The sequence below is a fragment of the Enterobacter sp. UPMP2060 genome, from assembly GCF_053709655.1.
The window spans coordinates 715,538-734,771 of record NZ_JBSKJQ010000002.1 but is presented as its reverse complement, the minus strand read 5'-3'; the positions used below and the strand labels follow the sequence as shown (position 1 = coordinate 734,771).

The window sequence follows — 19,234 nt, the reverse complement described above, 5'->3', positions numbered from 1 at the left end:
GGGCATGGTAAATCGCCACCTGCGGCATGGCGATCCCGGCCTGACGGGATTGCTGAGCCACCGTATTCATCAGCCACTGTTCCATATCGTTACGCGGCTGTTCAATAACCTCACCACCCACCGATTTCAGTGCCATCCACTTCGACATCAGCAGGGAGATGAACGAGCCACCAAAACCAAACAGCAGCGCCATAATCAACAGACCCTGAACGCTGCTCGACTGAATTCCTGTCAGGCTTAGCACGAGCCCGAAAACCACCATGACCGCCAGGTTGGTGAGCAGGAAGAGCGCGATTCGCATCATAATTTTCTTTTTACCTCAGTTTAACAAAACGCACTATGCGATTACCCACATCGTATGGGTATTGCGGCTATTTTCAAGCATCCGGCGGGCGTAAGTCACCAGAAAGACACAACTTTACACAATTGGAAATCTGGCTGACGGAAGGATGAAGAACAAAAAGAAACAGGCACAATTCCTTGTGCCTGTTGGGTGATTATTTTGCCGGAGCGGGCTGTACGGCAGGTTTCTCTTTTTCCTGATTCGCCAGGTCGAGAGCGATATGCACCGTCTCGTCCAGATACGGATCCGGCTCCTGGTAATCTTTTGGCAGATCGTCCAGTTTTTTGAGCAGAGGCTTACCTTCGCGCTTGAAGCGATCGTTGATACGCGCCAGGCGGGTTGCATCGTCTTCGTTATTCTCTTTCTCACGCTGTGCGTAGTTCAGAGAAACGATATTCCGCTTATCTTTCAGGGCATTGAATCGTGCAATGTCCTTCATGATGTACTGGAACTCCGGATCTTTCGCGATGCGTTCGTTATGCGCTTTCAGCAGTTCAGGGCCAAATTGCGTCATATCACCCGCTTTCACGTAGGTCGCGGCATTGATGCTGTCCCACGGCAAGGCGTTATCTTCAAACTTCTCGCCGGTTTCGGTCTCTTCCGTGCCTGTCGGCATCATGATGTCCGGCGTTACGCCCTTACGCTGCGTACTGCCGCCGTTCACGCGGTAGAATTTCTGAATGGTGTACTGAACCGAGCCCAGCGCAGGCCATTCCGGACGCAGCATCTGATCGTAAATACGATTCAGAGAGCGATACTGCTGAACGGTGCCTTTTCCGAAGGTTGGCTCACCGACGATCAGCGCGCGGCCATAGTCCTGCATTGCAGCGGCAAAGATTTCAGACGCGGAAGCACTGAAGCGGTCAACCAGGACCACCAGCGGGCCTTTGTAGTAGACCACACCGTCGTTGTCGGCATCTTCACGCACTTTACCGTTGTTATCGCGCACCTGAACCACCGGACCAGATGGAATGAACAGACCGGAGAGTGAAACCGCTTCCGTCAGCGCCCCGCCGCCGTTACTGCGCAGGTCGATGATAATGCTGCTGACGTTCTGCTTTTCAAGCTTCTGCAGCTGAACCTTCACATCGTCAGTCAGGCCCACGTAGAAGCCAGGAATATCCAGAACACCCACCTTCTCTTTACCCACAGTTTTCACCGACATTTTCACCGCGCGGTCTTCCAGACGGATACGCTCGCGGGTCAGGGTAACGATACGGGTTTTGGTGCCTTTACCGGCAGGCAGAATTTCCAGACGAACCTTGCTGCCTTTCGGACCTTTGATCAGCGCAACCACGTCATCGAGACGCCAGCCGATCACGTCGACCATGTTCTGGCCTGTTTGTCCTACACCCACAATGCGATCGCCTACGCTAATCGCTTTGCTTTTGGATGCCGGGCCACCCGCGACCATGGAATTGATCACCGTGTAATCATCATCCATCTGCAGCACCGCGCCGATACCTTCCAGAGACAGGCTCATCTCGGTATTGAACTGTTCGGTGTTGCGTGGAGAGAGATAGTTGGTGTGCGGATCGATTTCGTGCGCAAAGGCGGTCATCGCGAGTGAGAAAACATCCTCACTGTTGGTCTGCGCCAGACGACGAATGGCGAATTTGTAACGACGCGTCAGCGTGTCACGGATCTCTTTTTCGTCTTTGCCGGTCAGCTTAAGACTCAGTTCGTCGTATTTAACTTTACCGTCCCACAGCGCATTCAACTCGGCTTCATCTTTCGGCCAGGGTGCTTTACTGCGATCCAGATTAAAGGTGTCAGTACCGGTGAAGTCCATCGGACGTTCCAGCACTTTCAGCGCGTACTGATAGCGTTCAAAGCGGCGCTTTTGCGACAGGTTGTAGAGATCGTAGAACAGATCCAGCTTGCCAGAACGCAACTCGTCACCCACCTCGGATTTGCGCTTAGCGAACTGCTCGACATCGCTGGCGAGCAAAACGTTATGGCTGTAATCCAGCAAGTTCAGATAGCGGTCAAAGATTTTGGCCGAAAAGGCCTTATCGAGATCGAACTGACGATAGTGCGAGCGGGTAAAACGTGAGGTCACGCGCTCGCTCACCGTCGCGTGCTGCGTCTCTTCCTTGAGAACCGGAATTTGATCAACACGCGTGATATCGTCCACTGCAAAAGCGTGACCTGTTATGGCAAACAGGCCCGCCAGCGCGGTGAGCTTAAAAAAAGTGTTCATGCCAGGCTTGGCCTCCGTTTCAGAACAACAAGTGTTCTGCGCGTACAATCATTGACATACCAGAAGTCAGCTGTACACGAACGCCATCTTTGGTGATTTCCAGTACGGTGGCGTCCATAGCATTGTTACCCGCTTTTACCTTCAGCGCCTGACCTACGCTCAGGGCGTTAATGTCAGAAACCGGCGTATGGCGCGGCTCTTCACGAGGGGCGCGCGGGGCTTTTGCTGCTGGTTTGTCTGCACGCGGTTTGCGATCGTTATTATCGTGACGGCGCGGCGCAGGGCGTGGTTTACGCTCACGACGAGGCGCTTCTTCCTGGCCGTTTGCCGCTGCGGCTTCGCGTTTTTTCGCCTGCTGTTCTGCACGTTGTGCCTGAACGCGTGCTTTGGCTTCTTCAAGCTGCTTACGCGCGTGCTCAACGTGCTGCTCGTCCAGCTCACCACACGGGTTGCCGTCGAGATCCACGCGGGTCGCGCCAGGTTTGATACCGTACAGGTAGCGCCAGCTCGAAGTATAAAGACGTAAGGCGGAACGCAGCTGAGTTTTGCTGAGGTTCATTTCCCCTTCAACACGCGCCACCAGATCCTGAAAAATACCGACTTTCAGGGGACGAGCTTCACCTTCCGCGCTGAAGCACTGCGGGAAACGCTCGGCCAGAAATGCGATAACTTCTTTACTACTATTCAACTTAGGTTGATTTTCCATGAAATTTCCTGATTACAACGGACGTTGCCAACAAGCGCAGGCATGAACAGGCGTCATTATAATGACGCTATCAGTAAATGCTACGTTATCCGTTGATTATCCTGCGACGCTCGCAAAGAATTTTTGATAATCGGTTGCAGCGAGTACGTTTTCCAGATTCGCCACCAGCTCGCGCAGCCCCTGTTCGTCCTCGGTTGTAAAGCGACTGAAGACCGTACTGTCGATATCCAGAACGCCAATAATCTGATTTTTGACCACCAGCGGCAGAACGATTTCAGAATTACTGGCGGCATCACAGGCAATGTGCCCGTCAAACGCATGAACGTCTTCCACACGCTGGACCTGATTTTCGGCCACCGCCGTGCCGCATACGCCACGCCCTACCGGAATACGCACGCAGGCCAGTTTGCCCTGGAACGGGCCGAGCACCAGCGTTTCACCTTCCAGGAGGTAAAAGCCGGCCCAGTTCACGTCAGAGAGACGTTCAAACAGCAATGCGCTAGTATTTGCCAGAGTGGCTAAGAAGCTGGTCTCACCCGCCATCAATGCCTTAAAATCGCGGTTCAGATCCGCGTAGAATTCTGTTTTGTTCATTATTCAATCACTTAGTTGTCTTACAAATTTACCGCATAGCCTATTAAAATAAGCATTAAATGCGCTCATGCTCAAGATGAATCCGTTCATGAGTTATTATAACTTTCAACAATACTTATTTGTGCGCAGCTGATGGCCTTAAAAACAACCAAAATTACGCCGACAAGAAAGATAACTGTCCATACGGTGAGCGAAGCTTTGCCACGTGCACATTATCAGCGTTGCCCCCAGTGCGATACGCTTTTTATGTTGCCGAAGATGAAATCGCACCAAAGTGCCTTTTGTCCCCGCTGCGACGCCAAAATTCGCGACGGCCGCGACTGGTCGCTCACCCGCCTCGCCGCCATGGCCGTCACCATGCTGCTGCTAATGCCCTTCGCCTGGAGCGAACCGCTGCTGAAACTCTACCTGCTTGGCGTGCGCATTGACGCCAACGTGCTGCAGGGTATCTGGCAGATGACCCGTCAGGGCGATCCCATCACCGCTGCCATGGTGCTGTTCTGCACCGTTGGTGCGCCGCTGGTGCTGGTCGCCGCCATTGCCTATCTGTGGTTTGGTAATATTCTCGGCATGAACCTTCGCCCGGTTCTGCTGATGCTGGATAAGCTCAAAGAGTGGGTGATGCTGGATATTTATCTGGTGGGCGTGGGCGTTGCGTCAATAAAGGTGCAGGACTACGCCTTTTTGCAGCCCGGCATCGGACTTTTTGCTTTCATCAGCCTGGTATTGCTGAGTATTTTGACTCTGATCCACCTGAACGTTGAACAGCTCTGGGAGCGATTTTACCCTCAGCGCCCCGCCACGCGTCCTGATGAAAATCTGCGCGTCTGTCTGGGATGCCACTATACCGGCTTGCCCGACGCGCGTGGGCGCTGCCCGCGGTGTCACATTCCGTTGAGACTGCGGCGCAACAACAGCCTGCAAAAATGCTGGGCCGCGCTGATCGCCTCCCTGGTGTTTCTGATCCCAGCCAATATGCTGCCGATTTCCATCATTTACGTGAATGGCGGGCGTCAGGAGGATACTATCCTCTCCGGGATTATCTCCCTTGCGCACAGCAACGTCGGGGTGGCGGCGATCGTTTTTATTGCCAGTATCCTGGTTCCCTTTACCAAAGTGGTGGTGATGTTTACCCTGCTCATCAGCATTCACTTTAAATGTGAACAAGGCTTACGGACCCGCATTCTGCTGCTGCGGTTCGTCACCTGGATTGGCCGCTGGTCAATGTTAGATCTGTTCGTGATTTCGCTGATGATGTCGCTCATCAATCGCGACCAGCTACTTGCTTTTACAATGGGACCCGCGGCTTTTTATTTCGGCTCTGCGGTGATATTGACTATTCTTGCTGTGGAATGGCTGGATAGCCGCTTACTTTGGGATGCACATGAGTCAGGAAACCCCCGCTTCGCCGACTGAAGCGAGAATTAAAACAAAACGCCGCATTTCGCCATTCTGGTTGCTGCCCGTCATCGCCCTGATGATTGCAGGCTGGCTGATCTGGACGAGCTATGAAGATCGCGGGAGTACCGTCACCATTGATTTCCAGACCGCCGACGGCATCGTCGCCGGGCGAACGCCCGTTCGCTTCCAGGGGGTTGAAGTGGGTACGGTTCAGGACATCTCCCTTGGAAAAGGGCTGAACAAGATTCAGGTGCGGGTCAGTATTAAATCTGACATGCAGGATGCCCTGCGCAGCGAAACGCAGTTCTGGCTGGTCACGCCAAAAGCGTCTCTGGCGGGCGTGTCAGGGCTGGATGCGCTCGTGGGCGGTAACTATATCGGCATGATGCCGGGTAAAGGAGAGCCGCAGGATCACTTTGTTGCCCTGGATACACAGCCCAAGTACCGCCTCAACAACGGCGATTTAATGATTCATCTGCAGGCGCCGGATCTCGGTTCTCTGAACAGCGGTTCGCTGGTCTATTTCCGCAAAATCCCGGTTGGCCGCGTGTACGATTACGCGATCAACCCGAATAAACAGGGCGTCACCATCGACGTGCTGATCGAGCGTCGCTTCACCAATCTGGTGAAAAAAGGCAGCCGCTTCTGGAACGTCTCCGGCGTGGATGCGGACCTCAGCCTGAGCGGTGCGAAAGTGAAGCTGGAGAGTCTGGCCGCGCTGGTGAATGGTGCCATTGCTTTTGACTCCCCGGAAAACTCAAGCCCTGCCACCGCGGATGACTCATTTGGATTGTACGCAGACCTGGCGCACAGCCAGCGCGGCGTGATCGTCAAACTCGCTCTGCCCGATGCTAAGGGGCTAAAAGCGGGTTCAACGCCGCTGATGTATCAGGGATTGCAGGTTGGTCAGCTCACCAAAATGACGCTCAACCCGGGCGGCTCGGTCACAGGAGAAATGACTGTCGACCCGAGCGTGGTCGACCTCCTGCGCGAGAAAACGCGTATCGAAATGCGCAGTCCAAAGCTCTCCCTGAACGATGCCAGCCTCAGCACGCTGTTGACCGGCAATACGTTTGAACTCATCCCCGGTGAAGGTGAGCCCAGCAATAGCTTCGTGATTGCCCCGGCGGATAAATCCCTGCTGCAAAAGCCGGGCGTAGTGACCGTCACGCTGAATGCGCCAGAAAGTTACGGAATCGAAGCCGGCCAGCCGTTAATTTTACACGGCGTGCAGGTCGGCCAGGTGCTGGAGCGTAAGCTCTCCGCGAATGGCGTGACCTTCTCGGTCGCCATCGATCCGCAGTACAGCGACCTGGTGCACGGTGACAGCAAATTCGTGGTGAACAGTCGCGTCGATGTGAAGGTGGGACTGGACGGCGTGGAATTCCTCGGCGCCAGCGCCAGCGAATGGGTTAACGGCGGCATCCGCATTCTGCCCGGTGATAAAGGCCCCGTTCGCGACAGCTATCCGCTGTATGCCAACCTGGAGAAAGCGGTTGAAAACAGCCTGAGCGATCTCCCTACCACCACGCTGACATTAAGCGCCGAGACGCTGCCGGACGTACAGGCAGGATCCGTGGTGCTGTATCGCAAGTTTGAAGTTGGGGAAGTGATCGCCGTTCGCCCGCGTGCGGACGCGTTTGATATCGAACTGCATATCAAGCCGGAGTACCGCAAGCTGCTAACGCCAAACAGCGTCTTCTGGGCCGAAGGCGGCGCGAAAGTTCAGCTTAACGGTAACGGGCTGACCGTGCAGGCCTCCCCGCTCTCACGCGCGCTGCGCGGCGCGATAAGCTTCGATAATCTCAGCGGCGCGGGGGCGAATCTGCGTAAAGGTGATAAGCGTATTCTCTTCCCGTCCGAAACCGCCGCGCGTGCCGTGGGTGGACAGATTACCCTGCACGCGTTTGATGCCGGTAAGCTGGCGGAAGGCATGCCAATCCGCTATCTGGGCATTGATATTGGACAAATCCAGAAGCTGACGCTGATTACCTCGCGCAACGAGGTGCAGGCCACCGCCGTGCTGTACCCGGAATATGTGCAGACCTTCGCCCGCACGGGTTCGCGCTTCTCGGTGGTGACGCCGCAGATCTCGGCCGCGGGCGTTGAGCATCTCGACACCATTTTGCAGCCGTACATCAACGTTGAGCCGGGCCAGGGCAATGCCCGTCGTGATTTCGAGCTTCAGGAAGCCACAATCACCGACTCGCGCTACCTTGGCGGCCTGAGCATCGTGGTGGAAGTGCCGGAAGCGGGCTCGCTGAGCATCGGCACCCCGGTTCTGTTCCGCGGCATTGAAGTGGGTACGGTCACGGGCCTGACGCTCGGTACGCTCTCCGACCGCGTAATGGTGGCGTTACGCATCAGCGAACGCTACCAGCACCTGGTCCGTAATAACTCGGTATTCTGGCTGGCATCAGGCTATTCGCTGGACTTTGGCCTGACGGGAGGCGTGGTGAAAACCGGCACCTTCAACCAGTTCATTCGCGGCGGTATCGCGTTTGCCACGCCGCCGGGCACGCCGCTGGCGCCGAAAGCGCAGCCGGGTAAACACTTCCTGCTGCTCGAAAGCGAACCGAAAGAGTGGCGCGAATGGGGAACCGCCCTGCCGCGTTAATCTGAAAGGCTCCGGTGTCAACGCACCGGAGCCTTTATGTTACACTGCGCACCTGAACTTTTCCCTGTGGTGTGCCCGTGGCTCAAAACTCCGTATTTCTTCCTGAACAATTCCTGGCGCAGATGCGCGAGGCGCTTCCTTCTCACCTGTCGTTAGATGATTTTATCGCCGCCTGCCAGCGTCCGTTACGCCGAAGTATTCGCGTCAACACGCTGAAAATCAGCGTCGAGGATTTTCTGGCGCTGGTCTCGCCGTACGGCTGGCAGCTTACGCCGGTCCCGTGGTGCGCCGAGGGGTTCTGGATCGAACGCGATGACGAAGCCTCGCTGCCGCTGGGCAGTACCGCTGAACATCTGAGCGGCCTGTTCTATATTCAGGAAGCCAGCTCGATGCTGCCGGTGGCCGCCCTGTTCGCCGATGGCAATGCGCCTGAACGCGTGATGGATGTTGCCGCCGCTCCTGGCTCAAAAACCACGCAAATTGCCGCCCGAATGGGTAACCACGGGGCGATCCTCGCCAACGAGTTTTCCGCCAGCCGCGTGAAGGTGCTGCATGCCAACATCAGCCGCTGCGGTATTCATAATGTTGCCCTGACGCACTTCGACGGACGCGTGTTTGGCGCCGCTTTACCGGAAGCCTTCGATGCCATTCTGCTGGACGCGCCCTGCTCCGGCGAAGGAGTGGTGCGTAAAGATCCCGACGCGTTAAAAAACTGGTCAGTTGAGAGCAACCTTGAGATCGCCGCCACGCAGCGCGAGCTGATCGAGAGCGCATTTCACGCGTTGCGCCCTGGCGGCACGCTGGTCTATTCAACGTGCACCTTAAACCGCGATGAAAACGAAGACGTCTGCCTGTGGCTGAAAGCGAACTACCCGGAGGCAGTTGAGTTCCTGCCGCTTAACGGCCTGTTCGCCTCGGCACAGGAGGCGGTCACGCCGGAGGGTTTCCTTCACGTGTTCCCGCAGATTTACGACTGCGAAGGTTTTTTTGTGGCGCGTTTGCGTAAAACGCAGGCGGTTGCTCCCCTGCCCGCACCTAAATTCAAGGTCGGCAACTTCCCGTTTTCCCCTCTTAAAGGTCGCGATGCAGCACAGCTTGAAGCCGCCGCCAAAAAGGTTGGGCTGGTCTGGGATGAGAGCCTGCACCCCTGGATGCGTGATAAAGAGATATGGCTGTTCCCGGCACAGATCGAGCCGCTTATCGGAAAGGTCCGTTTTTCGCGAATCGGGATCCGCCTGGCGGAAGTGCATAATAAAGGGTATCGCTGGCAGCATGAGGCCGTTATCGCCCTTGCCGGACGCGAGAATACCTTTGCCCTGACGCATCAGGAAGCCGAAGAGTGGTACCGTGGCCGCGATGTCTATCCGGACAGCACGCCATCAGGCGATGAAGTGATAGTGACGTATCAGGGATATCCGCTGGGGCTGGCAAAAAAGGTCGGCTCAAGGCTGAAAAACAGCTATCCGCGCGAGCTGGTTCGGGACGGCCGTCTGTTTACCGGTAACGATCGCACAGCCTGAAAAAAAGCGCATTTTTTTACTGGCGATTTTGCTCTCCTTGTCTACGATCAAAAATGGGTGATCGCACTGGTCATACCAGATTTTGACAACCGACCCGGAGAGCACTATGACGAAAACCAGCGTGCGTATTGGCGCTTTTGAGATCGACGACGCAGAACTGCGCGGCGAAGCACAAGGCGATCGAACGTTAAGTATTCCCTGCAAATCCGACCCGGATTTGTGCATGCAGCTTGATGCATGGGATGCAGACACCAGCGTCCCGGCAATACTTGATGGCGAACATTCTGTCCTTTACCGCGAGCATTACGATAGTAAAACCGATGCCTGGGTCATGCGTCTTGCCTGACCTAAAGAGAACCCGCCCGAAGGCGGGTTATTTATTACTGCAGCTGCGCCAGCGTGAAGTAACCGTCGAAAACAGCCCCCGTATCAATGTAGTGAAGATTATTAAAATCGTATCTTCTGTCGAGAGGCGTATGCCCAAACCAGAAATGATCCGCGCCGCTGATGCCCTCTCCTTTGCCCACCATAAATCCCATCAGCCTGTCGCGGTTCCATAAGACGCGCTGGGCGCTAACCGGTTTTTGCCACCGGTATTCCGCGGCTGGATAATCCGCATGGGCAATCACATTCAGACCGTTCGCACAGGTTATCTCGATGATATGCGGTAAATCGCGACAGGCGTCGAGCAACGACAGGGCCAGCTGTTGCTGGTCGCGTTCAAGATGCGAAAACCATATTCCGCCATTCATCGTCCAGAGTGAAAAATCGTTATTATCCAGACTGTCGAGAGCCATTTGCTCATGGTTTCCCCGCACGGCACGAAACCATTTTTCATGAATTAACTGCAGGCATTTAACGCTATCAGGGCCACGATCGATCACATCCCCGACCGAAATAAGCAAATCCTCATACGGGTTAAAGTGACGGCGTTTAAGCTCATCCATAAGCCACTGGTAACAACCGTGTATATCGCTGACAACCCAGACGTGACGCCACATCCCACCTTCAATTCGCTGATACATAGAACCTCCTTTAAACAGTATAGCCGCCGCAGAAAAGGCGACAGACCGGCGCGGTCGTCACGAAGTGAAACAAACGGTAAACCAAACAGAAATAAAGATCCTCGCGCTATTAATCCCTTTTTATTGGCTCTTTAGAATAAGGGTATAAAAAAAGAGGGGTCTTCACGTGTCTAATACGCACCTGCATAACGATGTTTTCTATCCGCATCGCACAAACATTATTTCCGAGCTGGTGAACGGCAAACGCGTGCCGGGTCCAATCTGGCGTAAACGCGAATATCGCCTGAAGTTCCTTTTACGCTCGCTTCTGTTCTGGTCTTCTACCCATCGCATGCTGGAAGCCCTTTCGGGTCGCGACGATTTCGACAGGCTGCTGGCCTCTCAAATTACGTTGCCCAGCAAGACCCACCGACAGTATCTGATGCGCGGCCTGACGGCTAACGATCGCGCCGACGCTATCGTCAACCATTACTACTGGATTGATAGCCTGAGAGAGAGCGGTCTCGCTCAGGCCCTGAGCAGCCCGCAGGAGCAAACCGTTGTGCAGTTCCACGCCAAAGACGGTGTAACCTATACGGTCAATGCCTCCTCTGCGGGGAAAGCCGAGCGCGAAGGCGAAAGCACGCTGTGGCTACGCGACAACGAGGATACGCTGCTGGCCAGCCTGACCTTTAGCGTCGCGCGCAGTAACGGCCAGCAAGTCATGGTCATCGGCGGGCTTCAGGGGCCCCGCCGCAGCGTATCGCGAGACGTCATTAAGCAGGCCACCCGCGCCTGTCACGGCCTGTTCCCTAAGCGCGTGTTAATGGAAGTTCTTTTTCAGCTGGCTGCACAGTCATCTGTCCGGGCGATTTTTGCCGTCAGCGATGAAGGGCACGTTTTCCGCGCGTTGCGATATCGCCTGAGCAAAGGCCGCCATTTCCACGCCAGCTACGATGAATTTTGGGCGTCTCTGGACGGTAAAAAACTTTCAAGCTTCTGCTGGCAACTGCCGCTGCAGATGGAGCGTAAATCCCTTGAAGAAATTGCCAGTAAAAAACGCGCCGAATACCGCCGTCGCTTTGAGCTGCTCGATGAAATAGAGGCATCCGTTAAGTCCCACTTTTAAGCCTGGCCAGCGTCTTCGCTCACTGCATAGCGGATGCATTCCGTTTAAAAAAGAATGATAAAGCAGCCCACTATTGCACAGGGCGAGGGCGCTCAGTTAGCATTGCGCGAAATGAAACCGGCGAATGCGTTGGGAAGAGCGCAATGTGGGCGCAAAAATGAGGGACTTCGGTAATGATCTATGACTGCTTCTTATATTACGATGAAGATATGCTTCTCGAAATCAGGCTAAACACGCTCGCGGACGTTGTCGATCGCTTCGTTATCGTTGAGTCAACGCATACCTTTACCGGTAAAAAGAGGCCGCTGCATTTTGACATTAATAAATACAGCCAGTTTAAAGATAAAATTATCTACGTTGTTCATGATAAAGAACCGATTACGAAAGCCGCTGAAGAATCACACCCTGCTCGGGAGGTGATTCCGGGTCTGCCAGAGGGAATGGTGGTGGATGCGTGGGCAAATGAAGCCGCGCAGAGGAATGCCATCATGCAGGGTTTGACGCATGCCAACGATGATGATTTGATTTTAGTTTCCGATGTCGATGAGATATTTTCACCACAGGTGGTAGCATCGATAAATCCCAAAAAGCTCTGCACCACTATTTATCAGAATTTCTATAATTATCAGTTCAACCTGCAGGTTTTTAATACTGACAACACGCCAAGAAAATGTAAATTACCGCGAGCCACACAATATAAAAATCTCGTTAGTTTCTTTGGCGGCGAACCTGAATCATTCAGGAATCTTAAACGCACCCGAAGCGTTAAAAACTGGTCCTGGCTAAAGTGGAACTGGTTCAAGATTAACAACAGCATTATTGACAATGGTGGCTGGCACTTCTCGTGGGTAATGACCCCCGAGCGCATCTCAGAAAAAATGTCGACCATATCCCATACTGAATACGATCTTCCTGAGTTTAACAACCCGGAACACATCATGAAGGTCATTAAAAATGCGGAAGATATCTGGGGTCGGGACAGGACATTAATCAAGCAAGAGCTAACGGTTGAAAACTTCCCGGAGTACATTGTCCGCCACAAAGACAAATTCAGCGCGTTCATTATTTAACTTAGGGCTGCCCTTTTGCTCGCCAGAAGGCGTTTGCTCAGCGGTCGCTCGGCCACAAAATTTTAACAAAGATCCCAAAAAACCCTGGACGCACGCGGTCCTGAGTATGTTATGGTTTAGACAGGATATGGAATGTTCGAGAAAGTTTCGGGTGATTTAGAGTCAACACCGAACAATGCTTTGAAAAACAAACAGATAAAAAGAGACCGAATACGATTCCTGTATTCGGTCCAGGGAAATGGCTCTTGGGAGAGAGCCGTGCGCTAAAAGTTGGCATTAATGCAGGCTAAGTCGCCTTGCCTTTTAAGAATAGATGACGACGCCAGGTTTTCCAGTCCACAGCAAAAGCGGTCGGAAAAAAAGCGCCAGAGCATCATTAAAAGTGAAAAACCGCAGTGCTTTCGCAAGCATCTGCGGTTTTTTATTGGAAACCCGAACGTTAGCAGAGCTTGTCGGCGCGCTCGATAAACGGTGCCAGACTCATTTTTTGTCCCGGATGCGCCGGGTCATCGATTTGAATAATGCTAATCGGCTGGCCGCTGCTCTTGCCGCTGGCTACCTGCTGCTCTGCGGTATCATTCAGCGGGTATTGCACCAGCGTACTCGGGTTGATCGCATACAGCGCATGGCCTGGACGGCAGGTCAGCATCACCTCTTCGCGATTGAACGCCCATTTGTCCTTACCCACTTCAAAACGACTCACGGTGATGACCTGCGGTGCGGCAAGCGCGCTCCCCATACAGGCCAGCAATAAGAGAGAAAGTACTGTCTTTTTCATATGATATTTAACCTTGTCAGAAGGGTTCCCAGGTGGCGAACAGACTGACCGTTGCCAGCACCAGCGCTCCCAGCACCACTTCTGCCTGTGTCATCCTGATAAAAATCTGTTGTGCTCGCCCGCTCTCCGGACGAAACCGTGGCACCAGAAAATACCGATTTGCCAGCGCAATTACCACCATCAACGCCACCAGCGCACATTTGAACAACAAAAACCGCACGTAGCCAGCCTGCCAGGGAATATCGAGGCCCAGTATCATGAGCGCATTTATCACCCCGGAGAGCAGAACGCCCGCAACGGCGTAATGCCCCACGCGCGAGAAGCGCATCATGGTAAAGATGGCGGCATTCTGCCAGCGCCCTTTCGCCAGACGCATGCAGAACAGCAGGGGCAGTAATCCGCCAAGCCAGGTGGCGGCACATATCAGGTGAAAAGCATAATTAAGACGCTGCAGCGCCCCCGTCGGACCGTCGTTCATCGCCGCGTGCCCTACCCCAGCCAGCAGGATAAGCTGGCCCATTGCGAGCAGCAGCAGACGCGAACCTTTCAGCGGCGCAAGCCATGCCGCACCGACCGTCAGCGCAGCGAGGATTATTTGCCACAGCCAGACGCCGCCAAACCGGGTTCCCATCACGCTGAACCAGACCTGTGGCGCAAACACATCTCCCCAGCCGTTGCCCATCAATCCGCCCTGCAGCATAAACATCAGGACCGCTGCCGCAAGGCTCACTAAGGCCGCCACTTTCTGCTGCGACTGGAATCGCCGGGACAGCAGACGGTGGAGAGAGGAAGGAGCAAACCAGACGCTGTAAAGCGCATTGCCAAACACCAGCATCAGCGCCCCAAAATGGATAAAGCGTAGCCCGATATAACACAGCGCCAGCATGCTATTTCACGCTAAAGTGATAGCTGCCTTTGGTTTTATGGCCGTCCACGGAGACCACATGCCAGTCCACCTGGTAAGTCCCTGATGCCAGCGTTTGTTCCAGCGGCACGGTAAGCTGAGCTTTGTTCTTTTCGTCGCGCGTAGCGGTTCCCGTTTTGACGATCTGCTTTTGCGCATCCGTTACCACTACACCGCTAAATCCAGGTTCGATACCTTCTGAAAAATTCAGCGTAAGTGCCTGCGGTGCGGTCACCACGCTGTCTGCTGCCGGGATCTGCTGTTTAAGATGTGCATGTGCCAGCACGGAAGGCGTCATCATTGTCGAGGCCACAAAAACCAGTGCGCAGACCGCGCGGGAAGCGGAGAAACCCATCCTATCATTCCTTTTTGTTATGTCTGTATGCTAAAGAATAACGCTGTATAATAAACGAGTCGAGGATCATCCTGCCTCCGCTTGTCATCGTCGTGCAATCGCGGTAACGTTGCCGCCGCATAAAAAGGAGAAGGTAATGAAGATCAATCTGGCCGCCCTTCCGCAGGACGAGATGGATAAAGTGAATGTCGATCTCGCTGCCGCTGGCGTCGCGTTCAAAGAGCGTTACAACATGCCCGTCGTGGCTGAAGTCGTGGAACGGGAACAGCCCGCCCATCTGCGCGACTGGTTTCGCGAAAGACTCATCGCCCACCGCCTCGCCTCGGTCAACCTCTCCCGTTTACCGTACGAGCCTAAAGTTAAATAAGCTTAACGAGTCGTTACATTTCCTTACGCGGAATCTGGCAGGATAAGAAAACCCTGATTATTTTAGGTGTATTCTTAAATCTCTGCGACTCAGTGTATAAGGAAGTCACTATGTCACATTGGAATATAGCGGCAGCCCAGTATGGCGGGCTGCATCAGACTGTAGATGACCATGTTAAGCACCACCTGCGCTTCATCGCCGAAGCAGCACGGCAGCGGTGCGATCTGCTGGTTTTCCCTGAACTCTCATTAACGGGCTCTGGCTCGCCGACGTTACCTCCCCCGCCCGATGACGCGCAGCTGGAGCCGCTGCTCAACGCGGCACATCAACACCAGATCACCGTTATTGCCGGGCTCCCCCTGGAGCAGAATGGCCAGCGCCAGAAAGGCCTTGTGCTGTTTTCGCCCGCTCGCCATCGCATTTTGCGCTATCCGCAAGGGCGCGGTGCCAGCCTCGTGCCGGGGGATAAACACCTTACCATCCTTGATGCACATCCCGATTCGCCCAATCTCGATCCCCGGGCAACGCTTGTTACCAGCTGCCAGTCGGTGGGGGATAATCGCTGGCGGCAGTCCATCAGTAACCTGCAGCGCTTCGCGCATAAATATGCCATTGCGGTGCTGATGGCGAACGCCTGCGGCGGCAGCGCGCTGTGGGATGAAAAAGGCCAGCTGATCGTGCGCGCGGATAAGGGCGAGCTTCTGGTGACCGGCACGCTCGGCGGAGAGGGTTGGCAAGGCGATATCATTCCTTTAGGCTAGGCGTTTTAAGCTCAGGAGTTTTCAATGCTGCGCGTCATCGATACCGAAACTTGCGATCTTCAGGGCGGAATAGTGGAAGTGGCCTCTGTCGACGTGGTTGATGGTAAAATCGTCAACCCCATGAGCCATCTGGTGCGTCCCGATCGCCCCATCAGCCCACAGGCGATGGCTATCCATCGCATTACCGAATCGATGGTGGCGGATAAGCCGTGGATCGAAGAGATTATTCCGCACTACTACGGTAGCCCGTGGTACGTCGCGCATAACGCCAGCTTTGACCGCCGGGTGTTGCCTGAAATGCCGGGGGAATGGATTTGCACCATGAAGCTGGCGCGTCGTCTCTGGCCGGGGATTAAATACAGCAACATGGCGCTGTACAAGTCCCGCAAGCTGAGCGTTCGTACCCCTGAGGGGCTTCACCATCACCGCGCCCTGTATGACTGCTATATCACCGCCGCGTTGCTGATTGATATCATGAATATCTCTGGCTGGACACCGGATGATATGGCAACCATCACCGGACGTCCCGCGCTGCTGACCACGTTTACCTTTGGTAAATATCGCGGGAAGCCGGTGTCCGAGGTGGCGGATAAAGACCCGGGCTATTTGCGCTGGCTGTATAACAACCTCGACAGAATGAGCCCGGAACTGCGCTTAACGCTGAAACATTATCTGGGCGATGCTTAACGCTCCGCACGGCCTGGCAGCGTGTCCTGCGCCAGGCCTATTAAAAAGGCATATTCCAGCGCAACCCCTTCGTACGATTTAAATCGCCCCGATTTCCCCCCGTGTCCTGAATCCATATCGGTACACAGCAGCAGCAGATTGTCATCGGTTTTCAGCTCACGCAGTTTTGCCACCCATTTTGCCGGCTCCCAGTATTGCACCTGAGAATCATGCAAACCGGTGGTGACCAGCATATGCGGGTAGGCTTTCGCCTCCACGTTATCGTACGGGCTGTACTCTTTCATATAGCGGTAGTACATCTCATCCTGCGGATTCCCCCACTCCTCAAACTCCCCGGTGGTAAGAGGAATGGATTCATCGAGCATGGTCGTGACCACATCGACAAACGGTACCTGCGCGACAATCCCCTTAAAGCGATCGGGACGCTGGTTGATCGCCGCCCCCATCAGCATGCCGCCCGCGCTGCCGCCCATCCCAAAGCAGAGCTGGGGATCGCCGTAGCCCTGCTCAATCAGCGCATCGCAGACGTCGAGGTAGTCATTGAAGGTGTTTTTCTTCTTCAGGAATTTCCCGTCTTCATACCAGTGCTGGCCCAGCTCACCGCCGCCGCGAATATGGGCGATGGCGAAAACAAAACCGCGATCGAGCAGGCTTAGCCGGCTGCTGCTGAAATCGGCGTCCATGCTTGAGCCATACGAGCCGTAGCCGTACACCAGAATCGGGTTTTTGCCTTTCTGGAAATGAGCCCGATGGTAAACAAGAGAGACCGGCACCTCCACGCCATCACGGGCGGTGACCCACAGGTGCTCGCTGCGGTAGTTGTCGGACTCAAACCCTTTTACCTCGGTCTGTTTAATCACCTGGCGCTGCCCGGTATCCATATCCAGCTCAAACAAGGTGTCCGGCGTGGTCATGGAGGAGTAGCCGTAGCGCAACCGCGACGATTCGGGTTCAGGGTTGAACCCAATCCACGTCACGTAGGCCGGGTCATCAAACGCAATCCCCACCACTTCCCGGGTTTTTCGGTTGATTTGCCGGATACTGGTCAGCCCGCGCTGGCGCTCTTCCACCACCAGCCAGTCGGTAAAGAGGGTGAACCCTTCCAGCATCACCTGATCCCGCGCGGGGATAAGCACCTCCCACTTTCGCTCATCGCGCACTTTGGTTTTATAGAGACCAAAGTTTTTGCCCTCGCGATTGGAGCGCAAATAAAAGCTGTGCTGGAAGTGATCCAGGCTGTACTCGTGATCCTTGCGGCGCGGCAGGAAACAGAGCGGCTGGGCGTCCGGCAGTTCGGCATCCAGCAGCAGGACTTCCGACGTCGTCGCGCTGGCAAGGAAGATAATCACATAGTGGCGTGAGGAGGTTTTATGCAGGCTGACATAAAACGTTTCGTCTTTCTCTTCATAAACCAGCTCGTCGTCAGCGGAGTCTGTTCCCACGGTATGTCGCCACACCTGGTAAGGCAGCAGCGTCGACACGTGCTTTTTAACGTAGTAAACCGTCTCGGAATCATTCGCCCAGACAAAATCCGGGGAGACGTTTTCCAGCATTTCCGGATACCAGTTGCCGGTCTCCAGATTGCGAAACCGCAGGCCGTACTGGCGGCGGGAGAGATAATCCTCCGCCAGCGCCATCACCGCGTTGTCAGGGGAAATGGACATGCCGCCCAGGGTATAAAACTCGCTGTGGGCGGCGCGCTGGTTGGCATCCAGCAGAATATCCCACTCATCCCATTCGGCGCTTAACACCGACTGACGCTGGTAGATGGGATACTCATTGCCGGGCTCGTAAATATGGCGATAGCGATAGCCGTTTTTGGTCCAGGGCGCGGAGATATCGCGCTGGGGAATACGCTGCACCATTTCATTCAGGAGCTGGTCCTGAAGCGTCTGCTGGCTGGACATGACCTTGCGGCCATAGTCGTTTTCCTCGTGCAGGTAGTCGAGTACCTCTGGCCGGGAGCGCGAATCGTCCCGCAGCCAGTAATAGTTGTCTATACGCGTATCGCCATGCGTGGTGATCGCATAAGGAGTACGTCGGGCTTTCGGTGGCATGTCATCATTCTTTTAAGATTTACACCCTATAAGGTTGGCAAAACCCACGCATGATGCAAGCGAAACAGCGTCGCGACGGCGACGACTATCCCTGTAACGCCTGTTTTTGCTCCCGGATATCCCGCTCAATGCCCTCGCGCACGTCCTGAGGGATCTTTAACGCATCGCCCAGGGCGTTAAGGTAGCTCCGCTCCATAAAATGATCGATATCGATGGCTGCGCAGCTGAGGAAATAGAGCTCCAGCGCCTCTTCCTCATTTTTCACACTTTGGGCAAGACGCTGCGGCTCGAGCGGCTGTTCTATCGCCTGCGCCACCAGCACTCTTCCCTTCTCTTCAACGCCGGCTTCGCGCAGCTGCTGCTCGATCGCCGCTCGTTCCTTATCGTCAATATGCCCGTCGCTTTTCGCGGCAAAAACCAGCGCAAGAATGAGCCGTTCGGTACGCAGATCCAGCGGCGAGGTGTGCTCGCCGTAATGCGGTTCATCGCTGTGCGCGGTCCGTATTCTGTCCTTGTATTTATCCCACAGCACGGTGCCCGCGATGGCGCCGCCGCCGGCCAGCAGCGCGCCTGTACCATACTTTGCCAGCAGCTTACGTGAGGATTTATTCGCGACAAGCAGGCCTGCCAGCCCGCCGAGCGCCCCGGGTACCAGCAGTTTGCTGAGGTCCCGCTCGCCAGACGATGTTTTCTGCCCTAACAGGGATTGCAATTGATTTAACCAGCCAGACATGGTTT

18 protein-coding genes and 1 pseudogene are annotated in these 19,234 nt (G+C 54.8%); 9 read left to right on the top strand and 10 right to left on the bottom strand.

Going from position 1 to position 19,234, the window contains the following annotated elements; all coding sequences use genetic code 11:
• From ACWKXN_RS08920 to ACWKXN_RS08905, 4 genes and pseudogenes are all read right to left on the bottom strand, one after another.
• Positions 1 to 304 (bottom strand): annotated as a pseudogene (locus ACWKXN_RS08920) (protease HtpX); the annotation flags it as partial.
• Positions 305 to 497: 193 nt separating this feature from the next.
• Entirely contained in the window at positions 498 to 2,546 is a 2,049-nt protein-coding gene (gene prc / locus ACWKXN_RS08915; protein WP_454543650.1) for a carboxy terminal-processing peptidase, read from the bottom strand.
• Between the two features lie 19 nt (positions 2,547 to 2,565).
• Positions 2,566 to 3,252 (bottom strand): RNA chaperone ProQ, encoded by a 687-nt coding sequence (proQ, locus tag ACWKXN_RS08910; protein WP_014884292.1) that lies wholly within the window; start codon positions 3,250 to 3,252, stop codon positions 2,566 to 2,568.
• A 96-nt stretch (positions 3,253 to 3,348) separates the two neighbouring features.
• Positions 3,349 to 3,846 carry a GAF domain-containing protein gene (locus ACWKXN_RS08905; protein ID WP_008500476.1) on the bottom strand — a complete coding sequence of 166 codons (498 nt, stop codon included), beginning with the start codon at positions 3,844 to 3,846 and terminating at the stop codon, positions 3,349 to 3,351.
• A 132-nt stretch (positions 3,847 to 3,978) separates the two neighbouring features.
• Between ACWKXN_RS08905 and yebS the strand changes: the two genes are divergently transcribed.
• From yebS to ACWKXN_RS08885, 4 genes are all read left to right on the top strand, one after another.
• Positions 3,979 to 5,262 (top strand): membrane integrity lipid transport subunit YebS, encoded by a 1,284-nt coding sequence (gene yebS, locus ACWKXN_RS08900; RefSeq protein ID WP_023312213.1) that lies wholly within the window; start codon positions 3,979 to 3,981, stop codon positions 5,260 to 5,262.
• Complete coding sequence (locus ACWKXN_RS08895) at positions 5,231 to 7,864, top strand: PqiB family protein (protein WP_039263642.1); 2,634 nt, start codon at positions 5,231 to 5,233, stop codon at positions 7,862 to 7,864. The genes yebS and ACWKXN_RS08895 overlap by 32 nt, the downstream gene beginning before the upstream one ends.
• Positions 7,865 to 7,941: 77 nt before the next feature.
• A complete protein-coding gene (gene rsmF, locus ACWKXN_RS08890) occupies positions 7,942 to 9,384 on the top strand; it encodes a 16S rRNA (cytosine(1407)-C(5))-methyltransferase RsmF (protein WP_454543649.1) in 1,443 nt (480 codons plus the stop codon).
• A 106-nt stretch (positions 9,385 to 9,490) separates the two neighbouring features.
• Positions 9,491 to 9,730 (top strand): YebV family protein, encoded by a 240-nt coding sequence (locus ACWKXN_RS08885; RefSeq protein ID WP_008500472.1) that lies wholly within the window; start codon positions 9,491 to 9,493, stop codon positions 9,728 to 9,730.
• Positions 9,731 to 9,764: 34 nt separating this feature from the next.
• On the opposite strand, the gene pphA is transcribed toward ACWKXN_RS08885, so the two are convergent.
• Positions 9,765 to 10,409: a protein-serine/threonine phosphatase gene (gene pphA, locus ACWKXN_RS08880; protein ID WP_033145837.1), complete on the bottom strand. Its 645-nt coding sequence runs from the start codon at positions 10,407 to 10,409 to the stop codon at positions 9,765 to 9,767.
• A 166-nt stretch (positions 10,410 to 10,575) separates the two neighbouring features.
• Between pphA and ACWKXN_RS08875 the strand changes: the two genes are divergently transcribed.
• Both ACWKXN_RS08875 and ACWKXN_RS08870 read left to right on the top strand, forming a co-directional pair.
• Entirely contained in the window at positions 10,576 to 11,517 is a 942-nt protein-coding gene (locus ACWKXN_RS08875; protein WP_033145838.1) for a VirK/YbjX family protein, read from the top strand.
• A gap of 173 nt (positions 11,518 to 11,690) precedes the next feature.
• Positions 11,691 to 12,587 (top strand): glycosyltransferase family 17 protein, encoded by an 897-nt coding sequence (locus ACWKXN_RS08870; protein ID WP_039263645.1) that lies wholly within the window; start codon positions 11,691 to 11,693, stop codon positions 12,585 to 12,587.
• Positions 12,588 to 13,026: 439 nt separating this feature from the next.
• On the opposite strand, the gene ACWKXN_RS08865 is transcribed toward ACWKXN_RS08870, so the two are convergent.
• From ACWKXN_RS08865 to yobA, 3 genes are read right to left on the bottom strand one after another with little or no spacing between them, the layout of a single operon-like run.
• A complete protein-coding gene (locus tag ACWKXN_RS08865; RefSeq protein ID WP_454543648.1) occupies positions 13,027 to 13,365 on the bottom strand; it encodes a YebY family protein in 339 nt (112 codons plus the stop codon).
• Positions 13,366 to 13,381: 16 nt separating this feature from the next.
• Positions 13,382 to 14,251, bottom strand: coding sequence for a copper homeostasis membrane protein CopD (gene copD / locus ACWKXN_RS08860; protein ID WP_047061088.1), 870 nt, complete (start codon positions 14,249 to 14,251; stop codon positions 13,382 to 13,384).
• 1 nt (position 14,252) lies between these two features.
• Positions 14,253 to 14,624 (bottom strand): CopC domain-containing protein YobA, encoded by a 372-nt coding sequence (yobA, locus tag ACWKXN_RS08855; RefSeq protein ID WP_213729597.1) that lies wholly within the window; start codon positions 14,622 to 14,624, stop codon positions 14,253 to 14,255.
• A 136-nt stretch (positions 14,625 to 14,760) separates the two neighbouring features.
• On the opposite strand from yobA, the gene ACWKXN_RS08850 reads away from it, so the two are divergent.
• The 3 genes from ACWKXN_RS08850 to exoX all read left to right on the top strand — a co-directional run bounded on the left by ACWKXN_RS08850 (position 14,761) and on the right by exoX (position 16,439).
• Entirely contained in the window at positions 14,761 to 14,991 is a 231-nt protein-coding gene (locus ACWKXN_RS08850; RefSeq protein WP_008500465.1) for a DNA polymerase III subunit theta, read from the top strand.
• Positions 14,992 to 15,101: 110 nt separating this feature from the next.
• Positions 15,102 to 15,752, top strand: coding sequence for a nitrilase-related carbon-nitrogen hydrolase (locus ACWKXN_RS08845; RefSeq protein ID WP_454543647.1), 651 nt, complete (start codon positions 15,102 to 15,104; stop codon positions 15,750 to 15,752).
• Positions 15,753 to 15,776: 24 nt separating this feature from the next.
• Positions 15,777 to 16,439: an exodeoxyribonuclease X gene (exoX, locus tag ACWKXN_RS08840; protein ID WP_010432611.1), complete on the top strand. Its 663-nt coding sequence runs from the start codon at positions 15,777 to 15,779 to the stop codon at positions 16,437 to 16,439.
• Here the strand turns inward: exoX and ptrB are convergent.
• Positions 16,436 to 18,496 carry an oligopeptidase B gene (gene ptrB, locus ACWKXN_RS08835; protein WP_454543646.1) on the bottom strand — a complete coding sequence of 687 codons (2,061 nt, stop codon included), beginning with the start codon at positions 18,494 to 18,496 and terminating at the stop codon, positions 16,436 to 16,438. The genes exoX and ptrB overlap by 4 nt on opposite strands.
• Before the next feature lie 85 nt (positions 18,497 to 18,581).
• On the bottom strand, positions 18,582 to 19,229 hold the full coding sequence (locus tag ACWKXN_RS08830; protein ID WP_454543645.1) for a tellurite resistance TerB family protein: 648 nt from the start codon (positions 19,227 to 19,229) through the stop codon (positions 18,582 to 18,584).
• Between the last annotated feature and the right edge of the window lie 5 nt (positions 19,230 to 19,234).

What these genes read in the sequence shown, in the direction of transcription:
- pphA (WP_033145837.1), bottom strand. Translation starts at nt 10,409, where the DNA reads ATGTATCAGCGAATTGAAGGTGGGATGTGGCGTCACGTCTGGGTTGTC.
- ACWKXN_RS08865 (WP_454543648.1), bottom strand. Translation starts at nt 13,365, where the DNA reads ATGAAAAAGACAGTACTTTCTCTCTTATTGCTGGCCTGTATGGGGAGC.
- ACWKXN_RS08830 (WP_454543645.1), bottom strand. Translation starts at nt 19,229, where the DNA reads ATGTCTGGCTGGTTAAATCAATTGCAATCCCTGTTAGGGCAGAAAACA.
- ACWKXN_RS08845 (WP_454543647.1), top strand. Translation starts at nt 15,102, where the DNA reads ATGTCACATTGGAATATAGCGGCAGCCCAGTATGGCGGGCTGCATCAG.
- yebS (WP_023312213.1), top strand. Translation starts at nt 3,979, where the DNA reads ATGGCCTTAAAAACAACCAAAATTACGCCGACAAGAAAGATAACTGTC.
- ptrB (WP_454543646.1), bottom strand. Translation starts at nt 18,496, where the DNA reads ATGCCACCGAAAGCCCGACGTACTCCTTATGCGATCACCACGCATGGC.
- ACWKXN_RS08885 (WP_008500472.1), top strand. Translation starts at nt 9,491, where the DNA reads ATGACGAAAACCAGCGTGCGTATTGGCGCTTTTGAGATCGACGACGCA.
- exoX (WP_010432611.1), top strand. Translation starts at nt 15,777, where the DNA reads ATGCTGCGCGTCATCGATACCGAAACTTGCGATCTTCAGGGCGGAATA.
- ACWKXN_RS08905 (WP_008500476.1), bottom strand. Translation starts at nt 3,846, where the DNA reads ATGAACAAAACAGAATTCTACGCGGATCTGAACCGCGATTTTAAGGCA.
- ACWKXN_RS08850 (WP_008500465.1), top strand. Translation starts at nt 14,761, where the DNA reads ATGAAGATCAATCTGGCCGCCCTTCCGCAGGACGAGATGGATAAAGTG.
- copD (WP_047061088.1), bottom strand. Translation starts at nt 14,251, where the DNA reads ATGCTGGCGCTGTGTTATATCGGGCTACGCTTTATCCATTTTGGGGCG.
- prc (WP_454543650.1), bottom strand. Translation starts at nt 2,546, where the DNA reads ATGAACACTTTTTTTAAGCTCACCGCGCTGGCGGGCCTGTTTGCCATA.
- ACWKXN_RS08895 (WP_039263642.1), top strand. Translation starts at nt 5,231, where the DNA reads ATGAGTCAGGAAACCCCCGCTTCGCCGACTGAAGCGAGAATTAAAACA.
- proQ (WP_014884292.1), bottom strand. Translation starts at nt 3,252, where the DNA reads ATGGAAAATCAACCTAAGTTGAATAGTAGTAAAGAAGTTATCGCATTT.
- yobA (WP_213729597.1), bottom strand. Translation starts at nt 14,624, where the DNA reads ATGGGTTTCTCCGCTTCCCGCGCGGTCTGCGCACTGGTTTTTGTGGCC.
- ACWKXN_RS08870 (WP_039263645.1), top strand. Translation starts at nt 11,691, where the DNA reads ATGATCTATGACTGCTTCTTATATTACGATGAAGATATGCTTCTCGAA.